The 22,886-nt window shown below is 49.0% G+C and carries 16 protein-coding genes; 15 read left to right on the top strand and 1 reads right to left on the bottom strand.

Annotated features, from left to right (window positions below):
* Positions 1 to 19 precede the first annotated feature (19 nt).
* Genes LZG72_RS11385 through LZG72_RS11370 form a run of 4 tightly spaced genes read left to right on the top strand, consistent with a single transcriptional unit; the run spans position 20 to position 6,135 of the window.
* The gene (locus LZG72_RS11385) at positions 20 to 3,184 is read left to right on the top strand and encodes a PVC-type heme-binding CxxCH protein (RefSeq protein WP_233871744.1); all 3,165 of its coding nucleotides are present in this window, start codon (positions 20 to 22) and stop codon (positions 3,182 to 3,184) included.
* 28 nt (positions 3,185 to 3,212) lie between these two features.
* The gene (locus LZG72_RS11380; RefSeq protein ID WP_233871741.1) at positions 3,213 to 4,010 is read left to right on the top strand and encodes a DUF1080 domain-containing protein; all 798 of its coding nucleotides are present in this window, start codon (positions 3,213 to 3,215) and stop codon (positions 4,008 to 4,010) included.
* A gap of 43 nt (positions 4,011 to 4,053) precedes the next feature.
* Entirely contained in the window at positions 4,054 to 5,139 is a 1,086-nt protein-coding gene (locus LZG72_RS11375; RefSeq protein WP_233871738.1) for a Gfo/Idh/MocA family protein, read from the top strand.
* A gap of 6 nt (positions 5,140 to 5,145) precedes the next feature.
* Positions 5,146 to 6,135 carry a 3-hydroxyacyl-CoA dehydrogenase family protein gene (locus LZG72_RS11370; protein ID WP_233871735.1) on the top strand — a complete coding sequence of 330 codons (990 nt, stop codon included), beginning with the start codon at positions 5,146 to 5,148 and terminating at the stop codon, positions 6,133 to 6,135.
* A 688-nt stretch (positions 6,136 to 6,823) separates the two neighbouring features.
* On the opposite strand, the gene LZG72_RS11365 is transcribed toward LZG72_RS11370, so the two are convergent.
* The gene (locus LZG72_RS11365) at positions 6,824 to 7,252 is read right to left on the bottom strand and encodes a helix-turn-helix transcriptional regulator (RefSeq protein WP_233871732.1); all 429 of its coding nucleotides are present in this window, start codon (positions 7,250 to 7,252) and stop codon (positions 6,824 to 6,826) included.
* Positions 7,253 to 7,653: 401 nt separating this feature from the next.
* Between LZG72_RS11365 and LZG72_RS11360 the strand changes: the two genes are divergently transcribed.
* The 11 genes from LZG72_RS11360 (at position 7,654) to LZG72_RS11310 (ending at position 22,860) form a co-directional block, all read left to right on the top strand.
* Positions 7,654 to 8,082, top strand: coding sequence for a DUF6934 family protein (locus tag LZG72_RS11360; RefSeq protein ID WP_233871729.1), 429 nt, complete (start codon positions 7,654 to 7,656; stop codon positions 8,080 to 8,082).
* 285 nt (positions 8,083 to 8,367) lie between these two features.
* Positions 8,368 to 8,949 (top strand): RNA polymerase sigma factor, encoded by a 582-nt coding sequence (locus LZG72_RS11355; RefSeq protein ID WP_233872385.1) that lies wholly within the window; start codon positions 8,368 to 8,370, stop codon positions 8,947 to 8,949.
* Between the two features lie 119 nt (positions 8,950 to 9,068).
* The gene (locus tag LZG72_RS11350) at positions 9,069 to 10,070 is read left to right on the top strand and encodes a FecR family protein (protein WP_233871726.1); all 1,002 of its coding nucleotides are present in this window, start codon (positions 9,069 to 9,071) and stop codon (positions 10,068 to 10,070) included.
* 219 nt (positions 10,071 to 10,289) lie between these two features.
* Positions 10,290 to 13,763 (top strand): TonB-dependent receptor, encoded by a 3,474-nt coding sequence (locus tag LZG72_RS11345; RefSeq protein WP_233871723.1) that lies wholly within the window; start codon positions 10,290 to 10,292, stop codon positions 13,761 to 13,763.
* 20 nt (positions 13,764 to 13,783) lie between these two features.
* On the top strand, positions 13,784 to 15,220 hold the full coding sequence (locus LZG72_RS11340) for a RagB/SusD family nutrient uptake outer membrane protein (protein WP_233871720.1): 1,437 nt from the start codon (positions 13,784 to 13,786) through the stop codon (positions 15,218 to 15,220).
* Positions 15,221 to 15,259: 39 nt separating this feature from the next.
* A complete protein-coding gene (locus LZG72_RS11335) occupies positions 15,260 to 16,720 on the top strand; it encodes a BNR-4 repeat-containing protein (RefSeq protein ID WP_233871717.1) in 1,461 nt (486 codons plus the stop codon).
* A gap of 253 nt (positions 16,721 to 16,973) precedes the next feature.
* A complete protein-coding gene (locus tag LZG72_RS11330) occupies positions 16,974 to 17,954 on the top strand; it encodes a 3-hydroxyacyl-CoA dehydrogenase family protein (protein ID WP_233871714.1) in 981 nt (326 codons plus the stop codon).
* A 30-nt stretch (positions 17,955 to 17,984) separates the two neighbouring features.
* Positions 17,985 to 19,283 (top strand): aspartate aminotransferase family protein, encoded by a 1,299-nt coding sequence (locus LZG72_RS11325; RefSeq protein WP_233871711.1) that lies wholly within the window; start codon positions 17,985 to 17,987, stop codon positions 19,281 to 19,283.
* A 15-nt stretch (positions 19,284 to 19,298) separates the two neighbouring features.
* A complete protein-coding gene (locus LZG72_RS11320; protein WP_233871708.1) occupies positions 19,299 to 20,153 on the top strand; it encodes a 3-hydroxyacyl-CoA dehydrogenase family protein in 855 nt (284 codons plus the stop codon).
* Positions 20,134 to 21,213, top strand: coding sequence for a dipeptidase (locus LZG72_RS11315; RefSeq protein ID WP_233871705.1), 1,080 nt, complete (start codon positions 20,134 to 20,136; stop codon positions 21,211 to 21,213). Before LZG72_RS11320 ends, LZG72_RS11315 begins: the two co-directional genes overlap by 20 nt.
* A 279-nt stretch (positions 21,214 to 21,492) precedes the next feature.
* Positions 21,493 to 22,860 (top strand): hypothetical protein, encoded by a 1,368-nt coding sequence (locus LZG72_RS11310; protein ID WP_233871703.1) that lies wholly within the window; start codon positions 21,493 to 21,495, stop codon positions 22,858 to 22,860.
* Positions 22,861 to 22,886: the final 26 nt, after the last annotated feature.

The following is a 22,886-nucleotide window of genomic DNA, read 5'->3' as shown; positions in this document are numbered from 1 at the left end:
GTTAATGTAATTAAAAGTGATGAATCAATTCGTATCAAAAAGCAATCGTTACATAGCCAGAAAGCTGATGCGGCCCGCCGTGTTGTCTTTGGTGGGTATTTTTTCTTTTGGCTTAACAGACAAACGCCCGCAGGAAGCCACCGGGCTCCTTGTTCCGGAGGGATTCACGATCGAAAGTGTCGTGTCTTCCGAATCGCTTTCGTATCCCATGTTCGCCAGTTTCGACGGGAAAGGCCGCCTCTTTGTTTTTGAGTCTACGGAACCCAATATTATGGGTACTCAAAAAATGCTCGCCGAACCGTCTTACCACATCCGCCTGCTGGAAGACGTGGATGGGGACGGTAATTTCGAGAAAAATCAGATTTTTGCTAAAAACATCCCATTTCCAAAAGGGGGGGTATTTTACCAGGGTAGCCTATATGTAACCGAGTCCCCGAACCTGGTCCGGTATACCGATACAAATGGTGACGGAACGTCCGATAAAAGGGAAGTAATTCTCACGGGCTGGGTGTTAAGTTCGAACGGGGCAACGCTGGGAGGTCCGTTTTTCGGGCCGGATGGCTGGTTGTACATTACCGATGCGCGCCGCGGATTTAACATTACCACAAAAGAAGGCAAAGCATTGAAAGGCAAAACGGCCCGGATCTGGCGCTGTCGTCCGGATGGAACGGGACTGGAACCGATGTCTGGCGGAGGGTTTGATAACTCCATTGAGATCGCATTCATGCCGTCGGGAGAAACCATCGGGACCATGACTTACTTCGTCGATCCGCAGGATGGCCAGCGCGATGCACTGATGCACTGGGTGGAAGGAGGTACTTATCCAAAACCGAATCCGGCCGTTGAAGAAGATAAACTGAAAATGACAGGCGATTTTATGCCGGTCATGACCAAAATGGCACGGGTTGCACCGTCGGGTTTAATGCGTTACCGTGGGCCAAATTTTGGTAATGAATACTACGGTGACCTGTTCCACGCCGAATTTAATACCGGCCGGGTCATGCGCCATATCGTTTCGGTGGACGGGGCAACCTATAAAACCGAAGATGAGGTTTTCATGAAATCCACCAGTTCGGATTCGCATCCGACGGATGTTTTGCAGGATGCAGACGGTAGCATGCTGGTGGTGATCACCGGAGGCTGGTTCATTGAAGGGTGTCCATTATCGCGTGTAGCTAAACCAGACGTAAAAGGAGGCATTTACAGAATCCGGAAAACAGGTACCGCCAAGGTATCTGATCCCTGGGGCAAAAAGTTGAACCTCGAAAAACAGACGCCGGCAGCCTTGTTGAAGTACCTGTCGGATCCACGTCCATTTGTGGCTGATAATGCAGTTGAGCAACTGGTACTACGTGGAAATGCAGCAGTAGCGCCGGTTTTGAGCGCGTTACCGGGTATTAAAGACGAGAAGGCCCGCGCGGCTGCCATTTTTGTTTTGGCAAGACTCCATACTACTGCGGCATTGGTTGGTGTTCGGAATGGACTGAACGATAAAAGCAGTGTGGTACGCGTAGCTTCTGCGAGAATGATTGGTTTGGCAAAAGACGCGAAATCCGTAGATAAGCTGATGCAGCTGGTTCAGAAAGACGTTTCGCCGGTACGGCGCCAGGCTGCTACGGCTTTGGGGCAGATCGGAGATGTACGGGCTGTGCCTGCATTGCTGGCCGGAGCTGCTGATAACAGCGACCGTTTTGTAAAGCATGCGATCGTTCACTCATTAATTACGCTCAAAACCACTGAGCCGCTGGTAAAGGCATTAAGTAATCCTTCTCCTCAGATTCGGATTGCCGCACTTACGGCATTGGATCAAATGGACGGGGCGCCATTGAAGAAAAGTGACCTCGCTCCGGTACTTGCCAGCAAAGACCCGGAACTCAGAAGTACGGCAGTGTGGATCGCATCCCACCATCCCGAATGGACAGACATTGTCATCAGTTTTCTTGAAAAAAGCCTGGGTGACACCAAGCTTTCCGACTCAGATGCCAGCGCAATCGGTGACCTGATGCTCACGTTCATGAAGGAACCGGCTGTGCAGAATTTCGTTGCGAAGCAACTCGGTAACCCAGCGGCAACGTCGGATCGGAAGTTATTGATGCTCAATGTTATATCAAGATCTTCATTGAAGGAGTTGCCGGCTTCATGGGTAAGTGAAATCGGGAAGCAGCTTCGCAGCGACGATGCCGCCGTACGCTCGCAGATTTTGGGCCTCATCGAGTCCCGCCGGATTGAAGCAATGAACCCGAGCCTGAATGACATTATTAAAGATGAAAAAACGTCCGTCGATTTTCGTCTGAAAGCATTGAGTGCCCGCATCATGTCGTCGTCTAAACTTTCCGATAGTGAGTTTCAGATGTTGCTGAAATACATTGGTAAACAATACGATTCACCTCTGCGCCAGCTTTCCGTGCGCCTGCTCAATCATGCCGAGCTGAATAATGAACAATTGCTGGTGATCGCCCGCGAACACATTGGCAAAACAGACCTTTTTCTCCTGCCTTCTTTAATGGAAGCATTCGAAGGAAGCAGTAACGAAGAAGTTGGAAAGGCATTGATCGCAGGTATCCAGTCCGGCTCCGGCCGTCTTGATAATGTCGCCGAGCAGGATTTTCAACGACTGCTGAAAAGCTTTCCGCCTTCGGTACATGAAATGGCGGCGCCTTTGCTCGTCAAACTTAAAGCACAGCACGCCGAGCGTTTGGCTCATTTGCAGGATATGGAAGCCCGCCTGAAAGGTGGAGATGTAGGTGAAGGCCGGAAGCTGTTTTACGGAAAAGCATCCTGTTTTCTTTGCCACTCGGTAGGTTCTGAGGGCGGACGTTTTGGCCCCGACCTTACCAACATCGGCGAGATCCGGTCGAAGCATGACATCCTGGAAGCGATCGTATACCCGAGCGCCAGCTTTGCACGAGAGTATGAAACGTTCCGTGTCGTTACCAAAACCGGCTCGTACACAGGTGTGATCAAGGAGCAGCTTCCCGAGGCGATCATCATCGAAGTTGGACCTGTTCCCGGAATGCGGATCCCACGTTCAGAGATTGTTTCCATTGAACCTCAGACCTTATCCATGATGCCTCCCGGGTTGGATCAGCAACTTACCTCGTCGGAAATGGCCAGTCTTACCGCGTTTTTGGAAGCACTTCCATATCGTCTGGAAAGGATGATCGAAGCAAGGGAAAGGAAGTAACCATTTTAATTTTCCATTAACTGATTCTATGAAAATGAAGATAAAAGTGCTGTTCGTTCCCTTTTTGATCTGTCTGTTATTTGTTTCAGAAAACAGTACCGCCCAATCGAAGGGAAAAACCATTAAACTTTTTAACGGAAAAAACCTGGACGGCTGGTACAAATTCGTCCAGAACCGGGGAAAAGAAAAGGACGTAAAGAATGTGTTTTCAGTGGAAAAAGGACTCATCCACATTTCAGGCGAAGAATATGGGAGTATCGTCACCAATGAAGAGTTTGAAAATTACAAGCTGACCGTGGAGTTTAAATGGGGAGATAAAACCTACGCTCCCCGGGCAGACCGCGCCCGAGATAATGGCGTGCTGCTGCATTCTACCGGAGAGGATGGCGGCTATAACGGAATTTGGATGCATTCTATTGAATGCCAGATCATTGAAGGCGGAACGGGTGACTTCCTTGTAGTCGGTGACGGCAGCGACAAATTCGCGCTGACTGCGACCGTAGCCCCGAAAAAGGAAGGTGGCGGCAATGTTTTTCAGCCGGGCGGGGCGCCGCTTACCATTCACAGCGGCCGCATCGATTGGTTCAACCGCGACCCGTCGTGGAAAGATGTAAAAGGGTTCAGAGGTGCAAACGACATCGAAAAACCGGTGGGTGAATGGAACACCATGGAATGCATTGCGGATGGAGATCAGGTTACGATTTACCTCAATGGCACACTTGTAAACCAGGCAACGCAGGTCAAACCATCGAAAGGACGCATTCAGATCCAGTCGGAAGGAGCAGAAATGTTTGTCAGAAAAGTGGTGCTGAAACCCCTGAAATAGTACCTTAGAACCGAATTTCAATTATTCCTAAATCCTTAATAAAATGTCAGAACAAAAAAAGTCACTTCGGGTCCTCGTGGTGGGCTGCGGTAACATGGGTGCCTCCCACGCCACCGCATACCACACGCTCAGCGGTTTTGAAATCTGTGGGATTGTCTCCACCGGAAAAAGCAAGGAAGTTCTAAATGAAAAGCTGGGCGGCGGATTCGCGCTTTTCAGTGATTATGAACAAGCGCTGGACGCCACCAACCCAGACGCAGTTTGCATTTCCACCTACCCGGACACGCATGAAAGGTTCGCGGTGGCCGCTTTTGAAAAAGGATGCCACGTATTTATCGAAAAACCGGTAGCTGATTCAGTTGCCGGCGCCGAGCGGGTGGTAGCTGCTGCGAATAAAGCTGGGAAGAAACTCGTGGTGGGCTACATTTTGCGTCATCACCCTTCGTGGGAGAAATTTGTGAGCGTATCGCACGAGCTTGGAAAACCGCTGGTGATGCGCATGAACCTGAACCAGCAGAGCCAGGGCAGCATGTGGACTTTGCACCGGAACCTGATGGCAAGCCTCAGCCCGATTGTGGACTGCGGCGTACATTACATTGACGTGATGTGCCAGATGACCCGTTCCAAACCTACGCAGGTGTATGCAATCGGCGCGAGGCTAACCGAAGAAATCCCGGCTGGAAATTACAATTACGGACAATTGCAGATCCGGTTTGAGGATGGCTCGGTAGGCTGGTACGAAGCGGGCTGGGGACCTATGGTAAGCGAAACAGCCTTTTTTGTCAAAGATGTTTTCGGGCCGAAAGGGTCGGTATCCATTGTAGCGAAGGAAGCGGGCGGCGAGGGCAAATCGTCTTCCATTGAAGCCCATACCAAAACGGAATCTATCCGGGTCCATTACGCGGACCTGGATGCGGATGAAAATTTTGCCAAAGAAGACTTGTGGATCAATCTGCAGGACGAGCCCGACCATCAGGAACTGTGCAACCGTGAGCAACGCTATTTTCTTAAATCAATCGAGGAAAATATCGATCTGACCGACCACATGGAAGATGCGGTAAACAGTCTCCGCATTGCATTTGCATGCGATGAATCGGTGCGTACTGGCCAGGTGATCACCTTAAAATAACGGAGGATGAACCCACAAGAAATTTCTGTTGGTGTTGTAGGTCTCGGGTTAATGGGCTGCAGCATCACCACCTGTTTATTGATCGCCGGTCACCCGGTGGTGGCCATTGCCCCGGTTTCTGTCGATCTCGTTCACGCAGAAGGCAGGATCCGGAAACATTTAACGCATTCTTTTGAAAATGGCGTGATTGGGAACGATCCTGAGTTTTACCTCGATCAATTAACCATTACCGAAGATTACGCGGAGCTGAGCCTCTGCAAACTGGTGATCGAATGCACCTTGGAAAATATTGCGATCAAAGAATCGGTTTTCAAAAAAGTAGAGGCGGAGATTGCTTCCAACGCGCTGCTCGCGAGTAACACGTCGGCCATTCCGATCAGTACGCTGCAAAAGCTAACGATCCATCCCGACCGGTTCTTCGGACTGCATTGGGCCGAACCCGCGCATACCACGCGTTTTCTGGAAATCATTTGCGGGGATGATAGTGACAAATCAAAAGCCGAATATCTGTATGAGCTTTCGCATTTGTGGAGCAAGGAACCGATACTGGTGCGGAAGGATATTCCCGGATTTATCACGAACCGGCTGATGTACGCCATGTACCGCGAGGCGATCAGTCTGGTGGAAAACGGCTACGCGACCGTGGAGGATGTGGACCGCTCATGCCGCAACAATGCAGGCTATTTCATGACTTTAATGGGCGTATTCCGCTGGATGGACCTTACCGGGGTTGCAGCGTATCACACGGTCATGAAGGATCTGCTGCCAACGTTGGATACAAGTACGCACGTACCCAAGCTCATCGACGATATCGTAAAATCTGGCGGAAACGGCATTTCCAATGCAAATGGATTTTATGACTACACAGAGGGAGAAGCGCAGCTTTGGAAAGAAACCTTCACCGAGTTCAGCTACGAGATCCGGGAACTTGCATTGAAATATCCCCACGATGTCGTGAAACAGAGATTGAGGGAGAGGGTTGATGTGCCGGGTTGAGAAAAGTCGGTATTGTTTTCACATTCACAATAAATGTCATCAAGAAAGGTGAAAGTAATGCATAAAAAGGTCTGCAAATCGAGGATTTGCGGGCCTTTTTTGTTGTCTTTGGAAGGTTCCTTCCTTCACAACAATTTCGGTGCTCTGTACCTTTTGGATTATGGGGGGATTCGCATTGCTACCGCGGCTACAAATATTACAGTGCGCTGCACCGTTTGAGGCTTTTGATCCAGCTTTTTATAATATATATGAATGCTATACCCTTGTTTAAAAGCAAGGCGAAGAGCGCCGAAATATTTGTAGCCGCCGTGGCAGCAAAAAACGATTACACCTGGAAGTGCAAGGTGCGGAGCACCGAAATCAAAATTGCCTGGTGATTGTTCGTCAGTTTCAGGAGGCACCTACGGAGCCTTGTAATTTGATGATTATTGCGTTTGCTAGAAACAGGAGGCCCCGCTGGGGCCGCTTTTTGCCTTGTTCGAGCTAAATTTATTGCTAAGTCAATTTGCTACTGTAATGGCCACGGCAATGCTCAGTTGCAAAAGAGTCATAATATTTTAATTCATACCCCGCATCCAGCCGCAGAGCGGCTTCCTGTTTCTAGAAAGATGGGCGTGTAGAAATGAAGGGCCTCAGCGGGGCCTCCTAATCGTTCGCTAAGTTTTTCGGGAGGCGTTCCATTTCTACCCTATTTACTTGTTATCAACCTCTCCAACCGCGCCATCATTTCATCCTTTTCTTTCAACATCCGCTCATACAATGCAATCTTATCTTCGTGCAGTTTAATGAGTTGATCGATTGGATTGATATGGAAAGTCCCGTTAGAATTTCCGATGTAAGCGTCTTTGTCAATATTGAATGTATTTGCAATGATATTCACGGCTTGTTCTTCATCAAAATTCCGGATCGCCTCAGCCGGGATTTTAAGAATGGCGGCAACTTGTTCCAGAATATTGGAATCAATCTTTTCTCTTTGTTCGAGAAGAGAGACTTTTTGCTGGTTCCAGTCTTCGCCGAGCTCGAAAGCGAGGAAATCCTGCTTGATGCCCATCATTTCACGAAAACGTTTAAGATTACGGCCTTCGTGGATTTTGGGATTGGAGGTAGTATGTGTCATACGAGCACTGTTTTGTTGAAAAGGCAATTTATATAAATCCGCCGGGAAGTTTTCGGGTAATTTACAGGCATTGTATGTAAATCACGGGGCGAGATGGTAATTAAGAGCAGGTCGAGTTACGATATCGAACAAATCTTCCCTATTGGAACCATACATCCAGCCGCAGAGCGGCTCCCTGTTTCTAGAAAAATTGGTTGGGTAAAAATTAAAGGCCCCAGCGGGGCCTCCTGACCATTCCCTGTATTTCCCGGGAGCAGAAAAATCTTAGACAGGTTGTATTTTTTAAAAAACTTAGTGACTTTCGAGAGCTTAACACACTATATCTAACAAATTAATGAGTGTATCCACTTATGATACAGAGAAGATCAGTGTCTGGACTTATGACGAAAACCTGTCAGACATTGAAATTTTGGATTCCCGACGGTTTTTTAGTGAAGGGCGGAAGGTTTGAGCTTCGCACCTTCATTACAAGAGTCCGACAAGATTTCAGGCAGGAACTGTTTAACATCGGTTTTGGAGTTTGGGATCAGACACAGCAAATGGTGGATGATAAAATTCAAACACGGAACGAGGATATGCCTATAATACTAGGTACCATTGCGGCCATTGCATTAGATTTTTTACGCAGGCATCCATTTGCGTACTTATATGCCGAAGGCAGTACTTTGGTCAGAACGAGACTTTATCAAAGAGAAATTTCCAAGGTGTTTGACGAGTTGCCTCGTGAGTTAGAATTGCATGGGTTGATCAAAAAGGACGATGTCGGGTTTGTCAAATTTCATGGCGGGACAAATTTTGATGGTTTTTTGTTATCCCGCAGTAATGTTTAAATTTGAACACAACACACAAATACTATGTCAGCAACCACAGTCGAGACTTCCAAAAAAGCAAGAACCGTTACCAAGTCAGGCAATGTTGCCCCAGCAGAGCAACGGGAAAATGTTATTGTGCAAAAAACATATCGCATGGCGGAAACTTTGAAAAAATACCCTCTCCCAGGCAAATAGATATTGCTTCTGTACCAACATACGCATTCAAACCCCGGGTAAATTGTACCCTTCAACGGCTTTTTGTTCCAAGGCAATAGTTAGAACAATTTAGAGAAGTAGGCCTTGGTGTCGCAAACGTATCGTGCATATTCTGATGAGGCGTTGGTGCAATTGATTTGCAGCCAGCACGACGAGGTCGCCTTTGCCGAGTTGTACCGCCGTTATGTGAAATTACTCGTCCACATTGCCATCCGGAAAACCGGCAGCAAAACCACCGCAGAGGATCTCGTACAGGAAACTTTCGTCAAATTCTGGCTAGGCAGACACAAATTTGACATTCAGAAAAACGTTGGTGCTTATCTTAACGGCGTCCTCAAAAACAGCATCATCACCCATTATCACCGCGAACAAAGACAGCAGATCGTCCCGCTGGAAGAAGCCGAAAATCCACTGGCCGACGATACCCAGCAGCATCTTGATGTTAATGTGCTCAGCGAACTCTACAAACAATCGTTGCTGAAATTACCCGCCAAATGCCGCCAGGCTTTTGAGCTGAGCCGTGAAGGTCATAGTCTTAAAGAAATTGCTGCGGCCATGGATATTTCAGAAAAAACCGTGGAGGCACACATCAGCAAAGCATTGAAAATTCTACGGGTAGAAATGAAAGATTACATTGCCTTCGCCGTGATCGGAATGTGCTTTCTCTGACAGCCCCAGTCACTTATCCTATTTTTTAAAAATAAATTCACATTCGACTAAGGGATTCGCTCCGTTTCCTTAGACTGTATATGTAGGATTGCATTATAGCATGGAATACTTATACAAAAATGATCAACAAGACGCCGTCGCCTGAATTACTCCGTAAGTATCTGGCCAATGAGTGCACCGATTCCGAACTCCGGTTTGTGGATGAATGGTACCGAACCCTTCACTTGCAATCGGGAGAGGAATTCACTGAGAACGATGAAGAAAAACTGCTGCTGCGGATCAGGGACCAGATATCGGATCAGGAAACAGTCGTGGAAAAAACTCCCGGTCGTGTTATAAACTGGAAGGTATACCTGAGCGGTATTGCGGCAGCTTTGATCTTATCCCTCGGATTTTTGTATTACAATCTGGGGTCACAGACCCAGCCGGTTTCTTCCGGGATCGGCGCGGAGGTACCTGTTAAAATGGTCAATCTGCAGAAGAAAATCGTCCGCTATGAGCTTCCCGACAACAGCATTGTGTGGATCCAGCCGGGCGCCAGCATCGAACATCCTCGATCGTTTAATGGAAAAGGTACCAGAGAGGTCAAGTTTGAAGGTGAGGGATTCTTTAATGTGGCAAAAGACCGCGACCATCCCTTTATTATTCACAGCGGCCGGTTGAAAACGGAAGTAGTAGGCACAAGTTTCAATGTGCGCGCCAACCGAGATGAAAAAACGTATCAGGTTTCGGTGGTGACTGGCAGTGTGTCCGTCAGTTCCGAAGACCAGGATGAGAAGGTATTGCTGAAACCGAGCCAGCAGGCGGTGTTTGAGCCTGCTACCAATGACCTGCGAATGGCGAACCTGGATATTAAAAAGAACAATAATGAAACCTGGCAACCCGTATCGCTCACATTTGATGACGTGCCTCTTCAGGAAATCACCGAGCGGCTTCAGAAAATATTCCGGGTGAAAATCTCCATTACCAATCCGGTTTTGAAACAATGCGTGATCAAAGTCGGATTCGACCATCAGAACCTGCCTGAAATCCTTGAAATGATCAACACACTTTTGGGCAGTACCTATGAGATTGATGGAGACCACATCGTACTGTCCGGCGAAGGCTGCGGAGGACAATGACAACAAAACGACTATTCCTAAACCCCGATCTATATCTAAAACCCGGATTGCCTATGAATTAAAACTGATCAGACAATGACAGGAAAGTCAGGAGTGGTTGCAACACTCCTGACCGTAACTGACTAAACCCGCGACGCGGTCGCCGCGACGCGGTCTTCGCGACTGCGGTCGCCGTGACGCGGACGATTTCGAACCTATTAACCAGTCATTAGTAAAATTATGAAGAAACACTTGTATTGCAAGTATGGCATTCTTGTAACCATTATGCGCCTTACCCTCTACCAATTCGTATGCGCGGTTTTCCTTTCTGCCATGGCGTATGCGCATCATACACCGGCCCAGGAACTTTTGAACCGTAACCTGACACTAAAACTGTCAGATGCGACGCTTGAAAAGGTACTGAACCGGATCGAAAACCATGCAAAAGTCCGGTTTGCGTACAGCCGGGAGGTAGTGCGCGTTTCCGAAACTGTGAGTGTAACAGCCAAAAACGAGGCATTGTCTTCCGTCCTCGATCGTCTTTTTGCGCCGCTTGGTATCAATTATCAGGTCGTGAATGGACAGATTTTATTGTCCAAAGCAAAAAAGGAAACCTCGGTTGTGACGCCCAACGAGAAAGTTCAGCTGGCCGTTGAGCAGAACCTCGACGTGCGGTTGCGCGGAAAAGTAACCGGTTCCGATAACAATGAACCCTTGCCGGGAGTAAGCGTGGTCATTAAAGGTACGTCCGCCGGAACAACCACGGATATTGATGGCAACTATGAACTTTCCGTCGCGGGCGAATCTGCGATCCTCGTTTTTAGTTTTGTGGGATATACGCCGCAGGAAATTGCATTGGGTAACCGGAACCAGCTGGATGTAAAGCTGGTGGCTGATATTAAAGCACTCAATGAAGTGGTAGTAGTAGGGTATGGTACCCAAAAACGCGGGGATATTACCGGTTCCGTTGCCTCGGTGAGTGCCAAAGATATTGCCGGCCTGCCTACACCCAGCCTCGATGGGGCATTGACCGCCAAAATGCCGGGTGTATATGTGGCTCAAACCACGGGAACGCCGGGCGGCGGACTTACCGTGCGGGTGAGAGGAACAGGTTCGATCGGTGCGGGAAATGAGCCTTTGTATGTCATCGACGGCTTTCCGGTGACGGCTTCCTACAACCAAACCAGTAACCCGCTGAACTCCCTAAATCCCAACGACATCGAATCCGTAGAAATACTGAAAGATGCTTCTTCTACCGCCATTTATGGATCGCGTGGCTCGAATGGGGTTGTTATTGTGACTACCAAAAGCGGGAAATCAGGCAAAATGCGCGTGGATATCGATGCTTATACCGGTGTTCAAAATGTAACAAAAACCCTGGATATGATGAATGCACGGGAGTTTGCGCAGTACATCGTGGACAGCCGGAATAATGCGTGGGTGGATGCCGGCGGTAAGCCCGAGGACCCGAACTCTGCCCGGAGTGCCATTTACCAGATATTACCTGCATTACAAAATCCGGATGCACTCGGAGAAGGTACCAACTGGCAAAAGGAGATCTTTCGCCAGGCGCCGACGCACAACATGCAGCTGACGCTGTCCGGCGGGAACGACAAAATCAAATACATGACTTCCGGTGGGTATTTTAAACAAAATGGGATTGTGCTAAATTCTGATTTTGAGAGATATACGTTCCGGGTGAACCTTGAAGCTCAGGCATCAAAACGTTTCAAAATCGGCCTGAACCTGACTCCTGCCTATACCATCAGCAATCCGACCGGCTCCGAAGGGCATTGGTCCGCCGGGGGGATCGTGCTCTCAGCACTGACGATGGCGCCGCATTTGCCGGTTTATAAAGAAGATGGCAGCTATACCACCGGACTGGATCTGGGAAATGGCTTCAGCAGCATTGAAAATCCGGTGAAACTGGCAAAGGAACGCGTTAACCGCCAGAATGACCTGCGTTTACTCGGTACTGTTTTCGGTGAATATAAAATCCTGGATAATCTGACTTATAAATTACTGCTTGGTACGGACCTTCAATCCAGTCGTCAGAACACGTTCAGTCCATCCATTGTTGGCCGCGACGGAGCTGTGCCGCCATTGATCCCGTCGGGGAGCGCTACTAACAGCAGCTCGTATAACTGGCTGATCGAGCATACCCTGAATTTTAACAAATCGTGGGATAAACACCATTTTGACGCGCTGGGTGGGTTTACCGCCCAAAAAGTACGTTCTGATAATGCGGTGATCAATTCTACTAACTTTCCAAATGACCTGGTCGAAACGCTCAATGCAGGAATTGTATCATCGGCTTCCACTACGGCTGAGGAATGGTCGCTGCTATCGTATCTGGCCCGCGCCAATTACAGCTACGACAGCCGGTATCTCTTAACAGCCACAATCCGCCGCGACGGATCTTCACGATTTGGACAAAACAACAAATGGGGTGTTTTCCCATCCGTGTCGGCAGGATGGCGCATTTCGGAAGAAGCCTTCATGAAGAGTGTGCCCGTGATCAATGAATTGAAACTGAGGGCCAGCTATGGCCATACCGGGAATAACTTCATTGGAAATTACGACCATATCGGGTTATTGTCAAAACGGAATTACACATTCGCAGGCACGGTCGTAAATGGCCTCGGGCCAAACCGGATCAGTAATGCAAGCCTGAGCTGGGAAAAAAACAAGCAGGCGGACATCGGCCTTGAACTCGGGATTTTCCAGAACAGGATCTTCCTGGTTGCTGATTATTACAAAAAGATCACGTCCGATCTGTTGCTGAACGTGCCGACACCTTCCATTACCGGATACACAACCGCCCGCCAGAATATCGGTAAGATCGAAAACAAAGGCTGGGAATTTGGACTTACCACGCAGAACCTCAACAAAAAGCTGAAATGGAGCACGGATTTTAATATTTCGTTCAACAGAAATAAAGTGCTGGCACTCGGGCCGAGCGGCGATCCATTGTACGGCAATTACCAGGTTACCAGCAGCCACGTGACGCAGATCGGGAAGCCGATGGGTAACTTCTATGGCTATGAGGTAGCAGGGATTTTCCAGACGTTGGATGAAGTGAAAAACAGTCCGGCATTTGCCGAGTCGAAACCCGGCCAGTTGCGGTTTGTGGATGTAAATGGCGATGGAAAGCTGAGCAGCGATGACCGTACCATTCTGGGGAACCCGCAGCCGGATTTCATTTACGGTATGACAAACACATTTTCGTTCAAAGGAATTGACCTGACCGTGTTGCTGCAAGGTGTACAAGGGAATGAGATCATGAACCTGGGACGTCGTTTTTATGCCAACTATGCAGGTACTGCCAACGGCCTCCGTGAAATGAGCAACAGCTGGAAATCGGCGCAGGACCCCGGCGACGGCAAAACTCCCCGGATAAACCGCGACCTGAACAAATACGCCAGCAGCAATTCGAGCGCGAATATTTCGTCGCTTTTAGTGGAGGACGGCTCATTCCTCCGCATCCGGAACATTGCGCTGGGTTACAACTTGCCGGGACCGCTGCTGGAAAAAATAAAGATGCGTACCATGCGGATCTACGTCAACCTGCAAAACCCGGTGACCTGGACCAAGTATACCGGCTACAATCCCGAAGTGAGTGTGCAGGGGGCAAGTCCGCTGGAACCCGGCGTGGATTACGGCGGCTATCCCATTGCGAAAGTTTACACCGTTGGGCTGAACATAGGTTTTTAACTTCCTGAGACGAAAAGCATATGAAATTATATCGAATACTCATTTTGATGGGCGCGATCATGTTACCCTCCTGTAAAAAAGGGTTCCTGGATCTCGCGCCGATATCAGACACCAACAGTGTCAACTTTTACCGCAATGCCGACGACATGCTGAATGCCGTCAATGCAGCTTATGGCTCGCTGCAGTTCAGCGGAATGTACAACCTCAGCATGTATGCGATCGGCGAGGGAATGTCCGACAATACCGAAATTCTCGATGCCCAGAGCGGTATCGATATTTCTCAGCTCGATGCATTCAGTACATTAAGCAACAATGGAATTGTAAGCACAACCTGGAATGACCATTACCGGGGCATTCTGTCCTGCAATACGGTAATCGACCGGATTGGCGGCGTGACTATGGACCAGGCACTTAAAGACCGGTTTGTGGCCGAGGTCAAATTTTTGCGTGCGCTGATGTATTTCAACCTGGTCAGGGTGTTTGGCGATGTTCCGCTGGTTTTGACGGAAACGGCCGATGTATCTTCCGGATATGCGTATACGCGGAACCCGGTGAGTGAAATTTACACCCAGATCATCCAGGATCTGCAGGATGCAAAACAAAAGCTGCCCGCCAGCTACACCGGGACAAACGTGGGCCGGGCTACATCCGGCGCGGCAAAAGGAATGCTGGCGAAGGTTTATTTAACCCAAAAAAAATGGGCTGAAGCTGCGGCAGAAACCAAGGAAATCATCGATTCCAAAACCTACGACCTGCTTCCTTCCTATGCCGACGTTTTCAAGATCAGCAACAAGGGTAACAAGGAGTTGTTGTTTGAGGTGCAGTACAAAAAAGGCGGATATGGTTTGGGAAGCCCGTTTAACAATGCATTTGCGCCACGCCTCGCGGGTGTGGCCGTAACGACCATCGGAGCGGGAAGCGGGCATAACCTGCCCACGGCAGACATGAATAAGGCTTATGAAACCGGTGATCTCAGAAAAGACGCATCCCTGGCGCAGGGATACACCAGCGCCGGGAAATTTGTGCCGGGCCCTTTTATAAAAAAATACCTGGATCCCGCGCCATTCGCAGGGGGAGATGCCGATAACAACTGGCCTGTGCTGCGTTATGCCGATGTACTGCTGATGCGCGCCGAGGCATTGAATGAAGTGGGGTATGTGGCTGGGGGAGAGGCTTTTACAATATTAAACAGCATTCGTAAAAGAGCAGGGCTCGCTGACAAAACCGCTCAGGAAATTCCTACTCAGGCGGCTTTCAGGCTGGCGATCGAGAGCGAAAGACGGGTGGAGCTAGCCTTCGAAAACCACAGATGGTTCGACCTGGTGCGTACCGGCCGGGCAATGGAGGTGATGACTGCCAAAGGATTCAATCTTCCGGCTTTTCGCCTGCTGTTACCAATTCCGCTCACCCAGATCCAGATCAATCCGGACAGGATCCAGCAAAACCCAGGTTACTGATTTCAGATCGGTACATTTTTAATCATTAATAATTGAGAAATGAGGAATAAAACAATTCAAATTACCTGTGCCTTTTTACTGACTTTGCTCACCAGCGCTTTGTTCGCACAAACGGTACATCCCGACCTGAAATACGCGGAAGCCGAACTCATCCTGAAAAAAGCGGACGGATTTAAAGGCATCTGGTACATGAACCAACCTTCAAACGACGAGTATGTGTACAAATACAGCGGTGGACTGGCTGTATATCCTGCCAATCACCGGCCATTTGCAGTTTATGCAAAAAAGGTAGACAAAACGTTTTTCTGCTTCGGCGGAACGGACGACGCTAACTCCACGCTGCTCCACACGGTTTCCTATTTTGACCATAAAACAGGCAAACTGGCCAACCCGGTGATATTACTGGATAAAAAGACGATCGACGCCCACGATAACCCCGTGATCTCCATTGATGACCAGGGATATATCTGGATCTTCTCGACTTCGCACGGAGTAGCCCGGCCTTCTTACATTCATAAGAGTAAAAAACCGTATGATATCGAGAGTTTTGAAACCATAAAAGCGACGGAAATCGTGGATGGCAAAGAAGTGCCATTCAACAATTTTTCCTATTTCCAGATCTACCCGATCAAAGGCAAGGGGTTCATTGCACTTTTTACCAAGTACAACGCAAAGGGTCAGAGGGTGATCGGTTTTAACACTACCAAAGACGGTATCCATTGGAATGAGTGGAAAGTGCTGGCGCATATTCAGGAAGGACATTACCAGATCAGCACGGAATCCAATGGGAAAGTGGGCGTAGCTTTCGATTATCACCCGGAGGGAAAAGGGTTGAATTACAGGACCAATCTGCAATACCTGGAAACTTCTGATTTTGGGCAAACCTGGCAGAATATCCAGGGTGAGAAAGCACAATTACCGCTGACAGATTCCAAAAACCTGGCTGTGGTGCGGGATTATGCGAGTGAGAAACTAAACTGCTATCTCCTCGACATTACTTTTGATCCGAAGCAAAAGCCTGCCATACTGGTCATTTCGAGCAAAGGCTATGAAGCGGGACCGGGGAATAATCCGAGAGAGTGGACGCTTTATCGCTGGAAACAAAACAAATGGGATCACCATGTGGTCACTACATCGGATAGTAACTATGATATGGGCTCCATTTATGTGGAATCCGACAAGGTGCTGAAAGTGATCGGTCCGACGGTGGACGGTCCGCAAGCGTATAACCCTGGTGGTGAGGTTGCGATGTGGCTGAGCAAAGACGGCGGCAAAACCTGGAACAAAGAAAAACAAATGACCCAGAACAGTACCATGAACCATTCGTACGTCCGCAAGCCGGTTGGGGCGAAGCCTGATTTTTACGGGATATGGGCGGACGGACATGGCAGGAAACCCTCCGAATCATTTTTATATTTTACCAATTCAAATGGCGATGTGTATAAGTTGCCCCGTCAAAGCACCGACGCGATGATTACGCCGGAGCTTCAGAAGAATTAGGTTTAAAAAATTAAGTAATGCATTTAAAAGCCAGCAAATCGACGATTTGCTGGCTTTTCTTTGTGCTGCAAACTAGAATGGAAAACGGGTATTATGAACGGCGATTCTGTCGCGTGCCGGTAACTGTAAAAGATAGTATCAGTAATGCACACAAAAGTAGGAGAATGCGCGAGTGACTGGGATGTACTTTTGTAAACATTGTGTTTTTTAAAATAATATTTTGTGTTTTTGTGAAAATGCCTGAGCACCATCTATGAGCGAAAAGTTTAACGTAACGGCAATGCCGGTCGGAGTGGTGGGTTTGGGATTAATGGGCAGCAGCATTGTGGCCGCGCTCCTGATCTCGGGCCACCCGGTAAAAGCCGTCGCCCCGGTTGCCGCCGACGCCGAAAACGCACGGGAACGCATTTCGAACCAGCTCCATAAATGCGTGACCGCCGGACTCATCCATTCATCCGACGAATTTGAAGGTAATCTTACAATTTCGAGAGACTATGAGGTTTTGAAACCTTGTCAGGTGGTGATTGAATGCGTGATCGAAAAACGGGACATTAAATCTCAGGTTTATAAAAAAATTACATCCGTTGTCGATCGCGATTGCATCATCGGCACCAACACCTCGGCCATCCCGATCAGTGAGCTGCAAAACCACATCGATTTTCCGGAACGCTTCCTGGGTATCCACTTTGCCGAGCCTGCATTTATGACCCGGTTTCTGGAAATTACCTGCGGGAAATTGACGGAGGAAACGTTCGCCAACCGTATTTTTAAGCTGGCGCACGAATGGGGCAAGGAACCCACGCTTCTCAAAAAAGACATTCGCGGTTTTATCACAAACAGGCTGATGTACGCGATGTACCGTGAGATATTTTACCTGATCGAAAATGGCACCGCCACCCGAGAAGACCTCGACAAGGCATTTCGGTACGATGCGGGTTCATGGATGACCTTAATGGGAATTTTCAGGAGAATGGATTATATGGGGCTCAAAGATTTCGATGCGATCCTGAAAAGCATTTTTCCAAAGCTCAGCAATGCAGCGAGTGTCCCCGATATCATGCAAACATTGGTGCAGGAAGGCGCACGCGGCATTCACAACGACAATGGACTTTACCCGTACGATCCCGGAGAAGGCCGGCAATGGGACGAAGCATTTACCCGATTCAACAAGGATATACACCACCTCGCAGCAAACTATTCAGAAGAAAACGTCAAAGAACAATTAAAAAGCTAACAGCTAAATGCTAACAGCTAACCGCTAATCATGAAAACCTACTCCAAATCTGCCGCCTTGCTTGAACGTGCGAAAAAAGTACTTGCTAGCGGCGTTTCGTCTGAATTTAGAAAATACAACCATCCGCATGCTTTGTTCTATACCCATGGAAAAGGCAGCAGGATTTACGATGTGGATGGCAACGAATACCTCGATTTTACCCTCAGCCAGGGGCCGCTGATCCTGGGACATTCGCATCCCGAGGTGCTGAAAGCGATTGCCGAGTATTCCGAAATGGGGCAGCTTTTTGCAGGTCAGCATATCCGGGAAATAGAACTGGCCGAAAAATTGAATGAGCTGATCCCGTCCGCGGAACTGATGCGTTTTTGTCTGGATGGCTCCGAGGCGGTGCAGACTGCTTTCCGGGTGGCGAGGGCTAAAACGGGGAAGAACAAATTCCTGCGTTTCGAGGGGCATTACCATGGCTGGATGGACAATGTTTGCTGGGGTATTTCGGCGCCTTCCCCGGATGCATTGGGTAGCAGAGAGAATCCAAATGTATTTCCGTGGACGCAAGGCTTGCCCGAGGGAGTGGAAAATGATTTTATTATCCTGCCCTGGAACGATCTGGAACTGGTGCGAAAAACAGTTGCCGAAAGAGCCCCTGAAATCGCTGCGATCATCACGGAACCGATCATGTGCAATAATGGCTGCATTGAACCTAATCCCGGATTTTTGGCGGGATTAAGGGAAATCTGTACCGAGCATAACATTGCATTGATCTTCGACGAGGTCATCACCGGATTCCGAATTTCACTTGGCGGCGCCCAAAAGTACTTCGGGATCACGCCGGATCTTTCCATTTTTGCCAAAGCTATCGCCAGCGGATACGCCATTAGTGCGATCGTCGGCAAGTATGAATGGATGCAGCTGATCGAACAGGCGAAGGTGATCCACGCCGGGACGATGAATGCGGGTAACCCAACTGTGGCAGCAGCGTTGGCGACGATCACAGTTTTGGAAAAAGAACAGCCGCACGAAAGGATGTTTAGGTTGGGTAAAAAACTGATGAAAGGTTTGAGAAATGCGGCGGCAGAAAGTGGGCATGCATTGCTGGTGGAAGGTCCCGGGCCGATGTTTGCGATCAGCTTCACCACGCTGGAAAAAACGAGCGATTACCGTGATACCCTGGTTGCAGACAAAGCAAAGCTTGGGAAATTCATTTCAGGAATGCACGAGGAAGGTATCCGGGTGATCGGGCGCGGATTATGGTACATCAGCGCGGTACATACCGACGAAGAGATTGAACTGGCGATCAGTACCGCTGCCAAAGTGCTCAAAACCATCTGACAAAAAGATCTGTCCATGAAAGAAACGCGACAACGAACGGGGCCGGTGCTGCTGGCGGGAAACCATCCTTTAAAGGAAGGCATTGCAAATTGCTTGCGGGATTCGGAATGCGATTTTGAGCTGGAAGAAATGGCGCCGGTGAGTTTTGGACAGAGCTGCGAACTGGCAATACTGGTCACTGAAGAAGATTGTATAACCAAAAAAAAGGCAATTGACCAGCTCGAAAAAGTACTGGGCCCGACTGCGATCATTGCGGTAAACACGGAAACGATCGATCTGGAACTCTTGCAAAAAAGTGCAGCTTTTCCCGACCGCATTATGGGCGTAAACTGGACGGCGCCTGCCGACAAGACTTTTTTTCTTGAAATTATCGCCAATGAGGTTACAAATCCCGCATATACAGACCGATTCATGCAGGTTGCGACCGATTTCTGGAACAAAGATCCCTACGTGATTCATGGTAATACGGGTGTACGGATGAAATTGCTGGGCGCATTGATACGTGAAGCCTTTTACCTGGTCCATAACGAATATGCGACCGTGGAGGATATTGATCGCGCCTGCCGGAACGATGCGGGCTACTATTCGCCATTTGCCGGAAATCTGCGTTATATGGACCTGATGGGGACTTATGCTTACGGAATGGTGATGAAAGATCTGAACCCCGAACTTGCAACGGATCAACATGTTCCTGAGTTTTTTGAAAAAATGGTTTCGGAGAACGAATGTGGGATGGAAAGTGGGAAAGGGTTTTATCCGTATCAACTTGGAGAAGCAGAAAAATGGCAGGAGCTTCTCGGGAAATTCAGCGGGGAAGTAAGAGAATTAATTGAAAAATACCCATTTAAATATGAGCCGACTCATTTTTGACGCCCACCTGGACCTGTCCATGAACGCCATCGAATGGAACCGTGACCTGACCCGGCCACTGGACGAAATCCGACAGCGTGAAATGCATATGTCCGACAAAAATGACCGTGGAAAAGGAACGGTATGCCTGCCGGAACTCCGAAAAGGCAATGTCGGAATTGTGGTAGCAACCCAGCTCGCACGTTACACGCCATCGGGTAGCGCCTTACCCGGCTGGAACTCACCGCAGCAGGCCTGGGCGATGACGCAGGCGCAGCTTGCCTGGTACCGCGAAATGGAGGCGCTCGGCGAAATGGTGCAGATTACTGATCTGGCAGGGTTGGACGCGCATCTGGAACTTTGGAAAAATGCGGCGATTAGCAGTGAGAAAAAGCCGATCGGCTACATATTGAGTTTGGAAGGTGCTGATTCTCTGGTTAATGTCTCGTATTTGCAGAAAGCATATGACTATGGTTTACGGGCTGTGGGGCTTTCTCATTTCGGGCCGGGAAGGTATGCTCCGGGGACCAAAATGCAGGGAGAAGTTACGCCCCTTGGGTTTGAGTTAATGCGTGAAATGTCCCGGTTGAACATGATCCTCGACACCACGCATTTGACTGATGAAGGTTTTGATCAGGTAATGGATTTCTACGAGGGGCCAATCTGGTCGAGTCACCATAATGTGCGCAAGATTGTACCAAACCAGCGTCAGTTGAATGATACGCAGATCAAAAAGCTGGTTGACCGGGGCGCGGTGATCGGCGGGATGCTGGATTGCTGGGCGATGGACATCCGGTTTATCGACAGGATTTCCGATCCCTGGCAGCTCGACATCCGACTGGAACATCTGGTAGACCATTGGGACCACATCTGCCAGATCGCCGGCAACAGCCACCACATCGCCATCGGCAGCGATCTGGACGGAATATTTGGTACCGAACAATCCCCCTGGGACCTGAACTCCATCGCCGATTTACAGAAATACGAGGAGATACTGGAAAGGAGAGGATATTCGGAAGAGGATATTGATAATATTTTTTCTCACAACTGGATCCGGTTTTTGAGGAAAGCGTGGGGGTAGGCCCCAAACCCCTGAAAGGGCTTACCTCTGTTTTGCCCCAAACCCCTGAAGGGGCTTACCTCTGTTTTGCCCCAAACCCCTAAAGGGGCTTACCTATGCTTCGAAGTTCAACGCAAAAGTCCTTTTAGGGATTTAGGGTAAAAGTGGGCAAAAGCAGACAAAAGTCATTTGTAGTCATTCATTGTCATTTATAGCTTTAAAAGCATTAAAAAAGGCTAACAGCTAATGGGCTAACAGCTAAAAGCCAAAACAGCCGACTGCCGAAGAAAAACCAAACCTATGCACCTCCTAGCAGGCTCCGCCCAAACCACCACCACCCCTCCGCTTGGAACGCGGATTAATGGGGATTTTGTCACGCATTACGCGACCTATATTCATGATGACCTGTATTCCAAAGCGTTGGTTTTGCAGCGGGAAGATATCGTTGTGGCGTTGGTGGTGGTGGATATTTGTATTATGCCCAAAGCGTTTTTGGATGGGGTTAAATCGGAGATAACCGGGCTTACCGGCATTCCTGCGTCGCATATGATGATTTCCAGCACCCACACGCACGCGGCAGGCTCGGTGGCGGATGTGCATTTGGGGAGTGTGGATCCCGCTTATGCCAGCAAGCTGCCGGGCCTGATCGTCGAGTCGGTTCTGCTGGCTTTGCAAAATCTGAAACCTGCGCAGATTGCATTTGGCTCGGTATTCGCTCCGGAGCATTTGCTTTGCCGGCGTTATGAGATGAGTGAAGAATATGTCCCATTCAATCCGGTGACGGGGGAAAGTGACAAAATCAAGACCAATCCTTTCGGCGCCGAACAATTTATCAAAAACAGCATTGCCCCGACAGACCCGGAGTTGGGTTATCTGGCAGTAAAAGGTCTGGACGACAGCTGGATCGGACTGCTCGCCAACTACTCGCTGCATTATGTGGGCGATTGGGAAAACGGGACGATTTCTGCGGATTATTTTGGTGTTTTTTCAAAGGCATTAACTGGAAAATTACAAGCCGGAAGTGATTTTGTGGCGATCATGAGCAATGGAACAAGCGGCGACGTCAACATCTGGGACTTCCTGGATAGCGAACGGTACCCGAAAACGCATTTCGAAAAAAGCCAATGGATCGGCAGCGATCTGGCTGAGAAAGTATTTCAAAGTATTTCAGGTTTGGAATGGCAGGAAGACGTAACGCTCGACGCGATCCTGGAAGTGGTGGAAGTGCCGGTCGTGAAGCCCAACGGGGATGAGCTTCGGGAAGCGGCAAAACAGGTAGCAACCGCGAAGTTCGAGACCATCGAGCCGGATAGGGATGGTTTACGGCAGATTTACGCCAGAGAGCAGATCCTGCTGAATGAAATGCCGGCAATGGCCGAATGTCCGGTGCAGGCGATCCGCATTGGGGATGGAGTGATTGGTGCACTCGCCGGCGAATTTTTCTCCGAGACGGGTTTATATCTCAAAGCCAGCGCGGGCGCAAAATCTTATTTTACAGTGACCATGGCGAATGGTAACGTGGGATATGTGCCCCCGCTGGAAGAAATTGAGAAAGGCGGCTACGAAACCTGGCGGTGCAGATACAGCTGCCTCGTGCCTGGGGCAGAAAAAACGATCCGGGAAAAGCTGCTCACCATGACCCGCCGGTTCAGTATGCCTTTGAAGTAATACAATATTTCATCTTTTTTTGGCCC

Source organism: Dyadobacter sp. CY323, from assembly GCF_021390245.1.
Lineage (GTDB): Bacteria > Bacteroidota > Bacteroidia > Cytophagales > Spirosomataceae > Dyadobacter.
This window is presented reverse-complemented; position numbering and strand designations above follow the sequence as displayed.

What these genes read in the sequence shown, in the direction of transcription:
- LZG72_RS11385 (WP_233871744.1), top strand. Translation starts at nt 20, where the DNA reads ATGAATCAATTCGTATCAAAAAGCAATCGTTACATAGCCAGAAAGCTG.
- LZG72_RS11380 (WP_233871741.1), top strand. Translation starts at nt 3,213, where the DNA reads ATGAAAATGAAGATAAAAGTGCTGTTCGTTCCCTTTTTGATCTGTCTG.
- LZG72_RS11375 (WP_233871738.1), top strand. Translation starts at nt 4,054, where the DNA reads ATGTCAGAACAAAAAAAGTCACTTCGGGTCCTCGTGGTGGGCTGCGGT.
- LZG72_RS11370 (WP_233871735.1), top strand. Translation starts at nt 5,146, where the DNA reads ATGAACCCACAAGAAATTTCTGTTGGTGTTGTAGGTCTCGGGTTAATG.
- LZG72_RS11365 (WP_233871732.1), bottom strand. Translation starts at nt 7,252, where the DNA reads ATGACACATACTACCTCCAATCCCAAAATCCACGAAGGCCGTAATCTT.
- LZG72_RS11350 (WP_233871726.1), top strand. Translation starts at nt 9,069, where the DNA reads ATGATCAACAAGACGCCGTCGCCTGAATTACTCCGTAAGTATCTGGCC.
- LZG72_RS11345 (WP_233871723.1), top strand. Translation starts at nt 10,290, where the DNA reads ATGAAGAAACACTTGTATTGCAAGTATGGCATTCTTGTAACCATTATG.
- LZG72_RS11340 (WP_233871720.1), top strand. Translation starts at nt 13,784, where the DNA reads ATGAAATTATATCGAATACTCATTTTGATGGGCGCGATCATGTTACCC.
- LZG72_RS11335 (WP_233871717.1), top strand. Translation starts at nt 15,260, where the DNA reads ATGAGGAATAAAACAATTCAAATTACCTGTGCCTTTTTACTGACTTTG.
- LZG72_RS11330 (WP_233871714.1), top strand. Translation starts at nt 16,974, where the DNA reads ATGAGCGAAAAGTTTAACGTAACGGCAATGCCGGTCGGAGTGGTGGGT.
- LZG72_RS11325 (WP_233871711.1), top strand. Translation starts at nt 17,985, where the DNA reads ATGAAAACCTACTCCAAATCTGCCGCCTTGCTTGAACGTGCGAAAAAA.
- LZG72_RS11320 (WP_233871708.1), top strand. Translation starts at nt 19,299, where the DNA reads ATGAAAGAAACGCGACAACGAACGGGGCCGGTGCTGCTGGCGGGAAAC.
- LZG72_RS11315 (WP_233871705.1), top strand. Translation starts at nt 20,134, where the DNA reads ATGAGCCGACTCATTTTTGACGCCCACCTGGACCTGTCCATGAACGCC.
- LZG72_RS11310 (WP_233871703.1), top strand. Translation starts at nt 21,493, where the DNA reads ATGCACCTCCTAGCAGGCTCCGCCCAAACCACCACCACCCCTCCGCTT.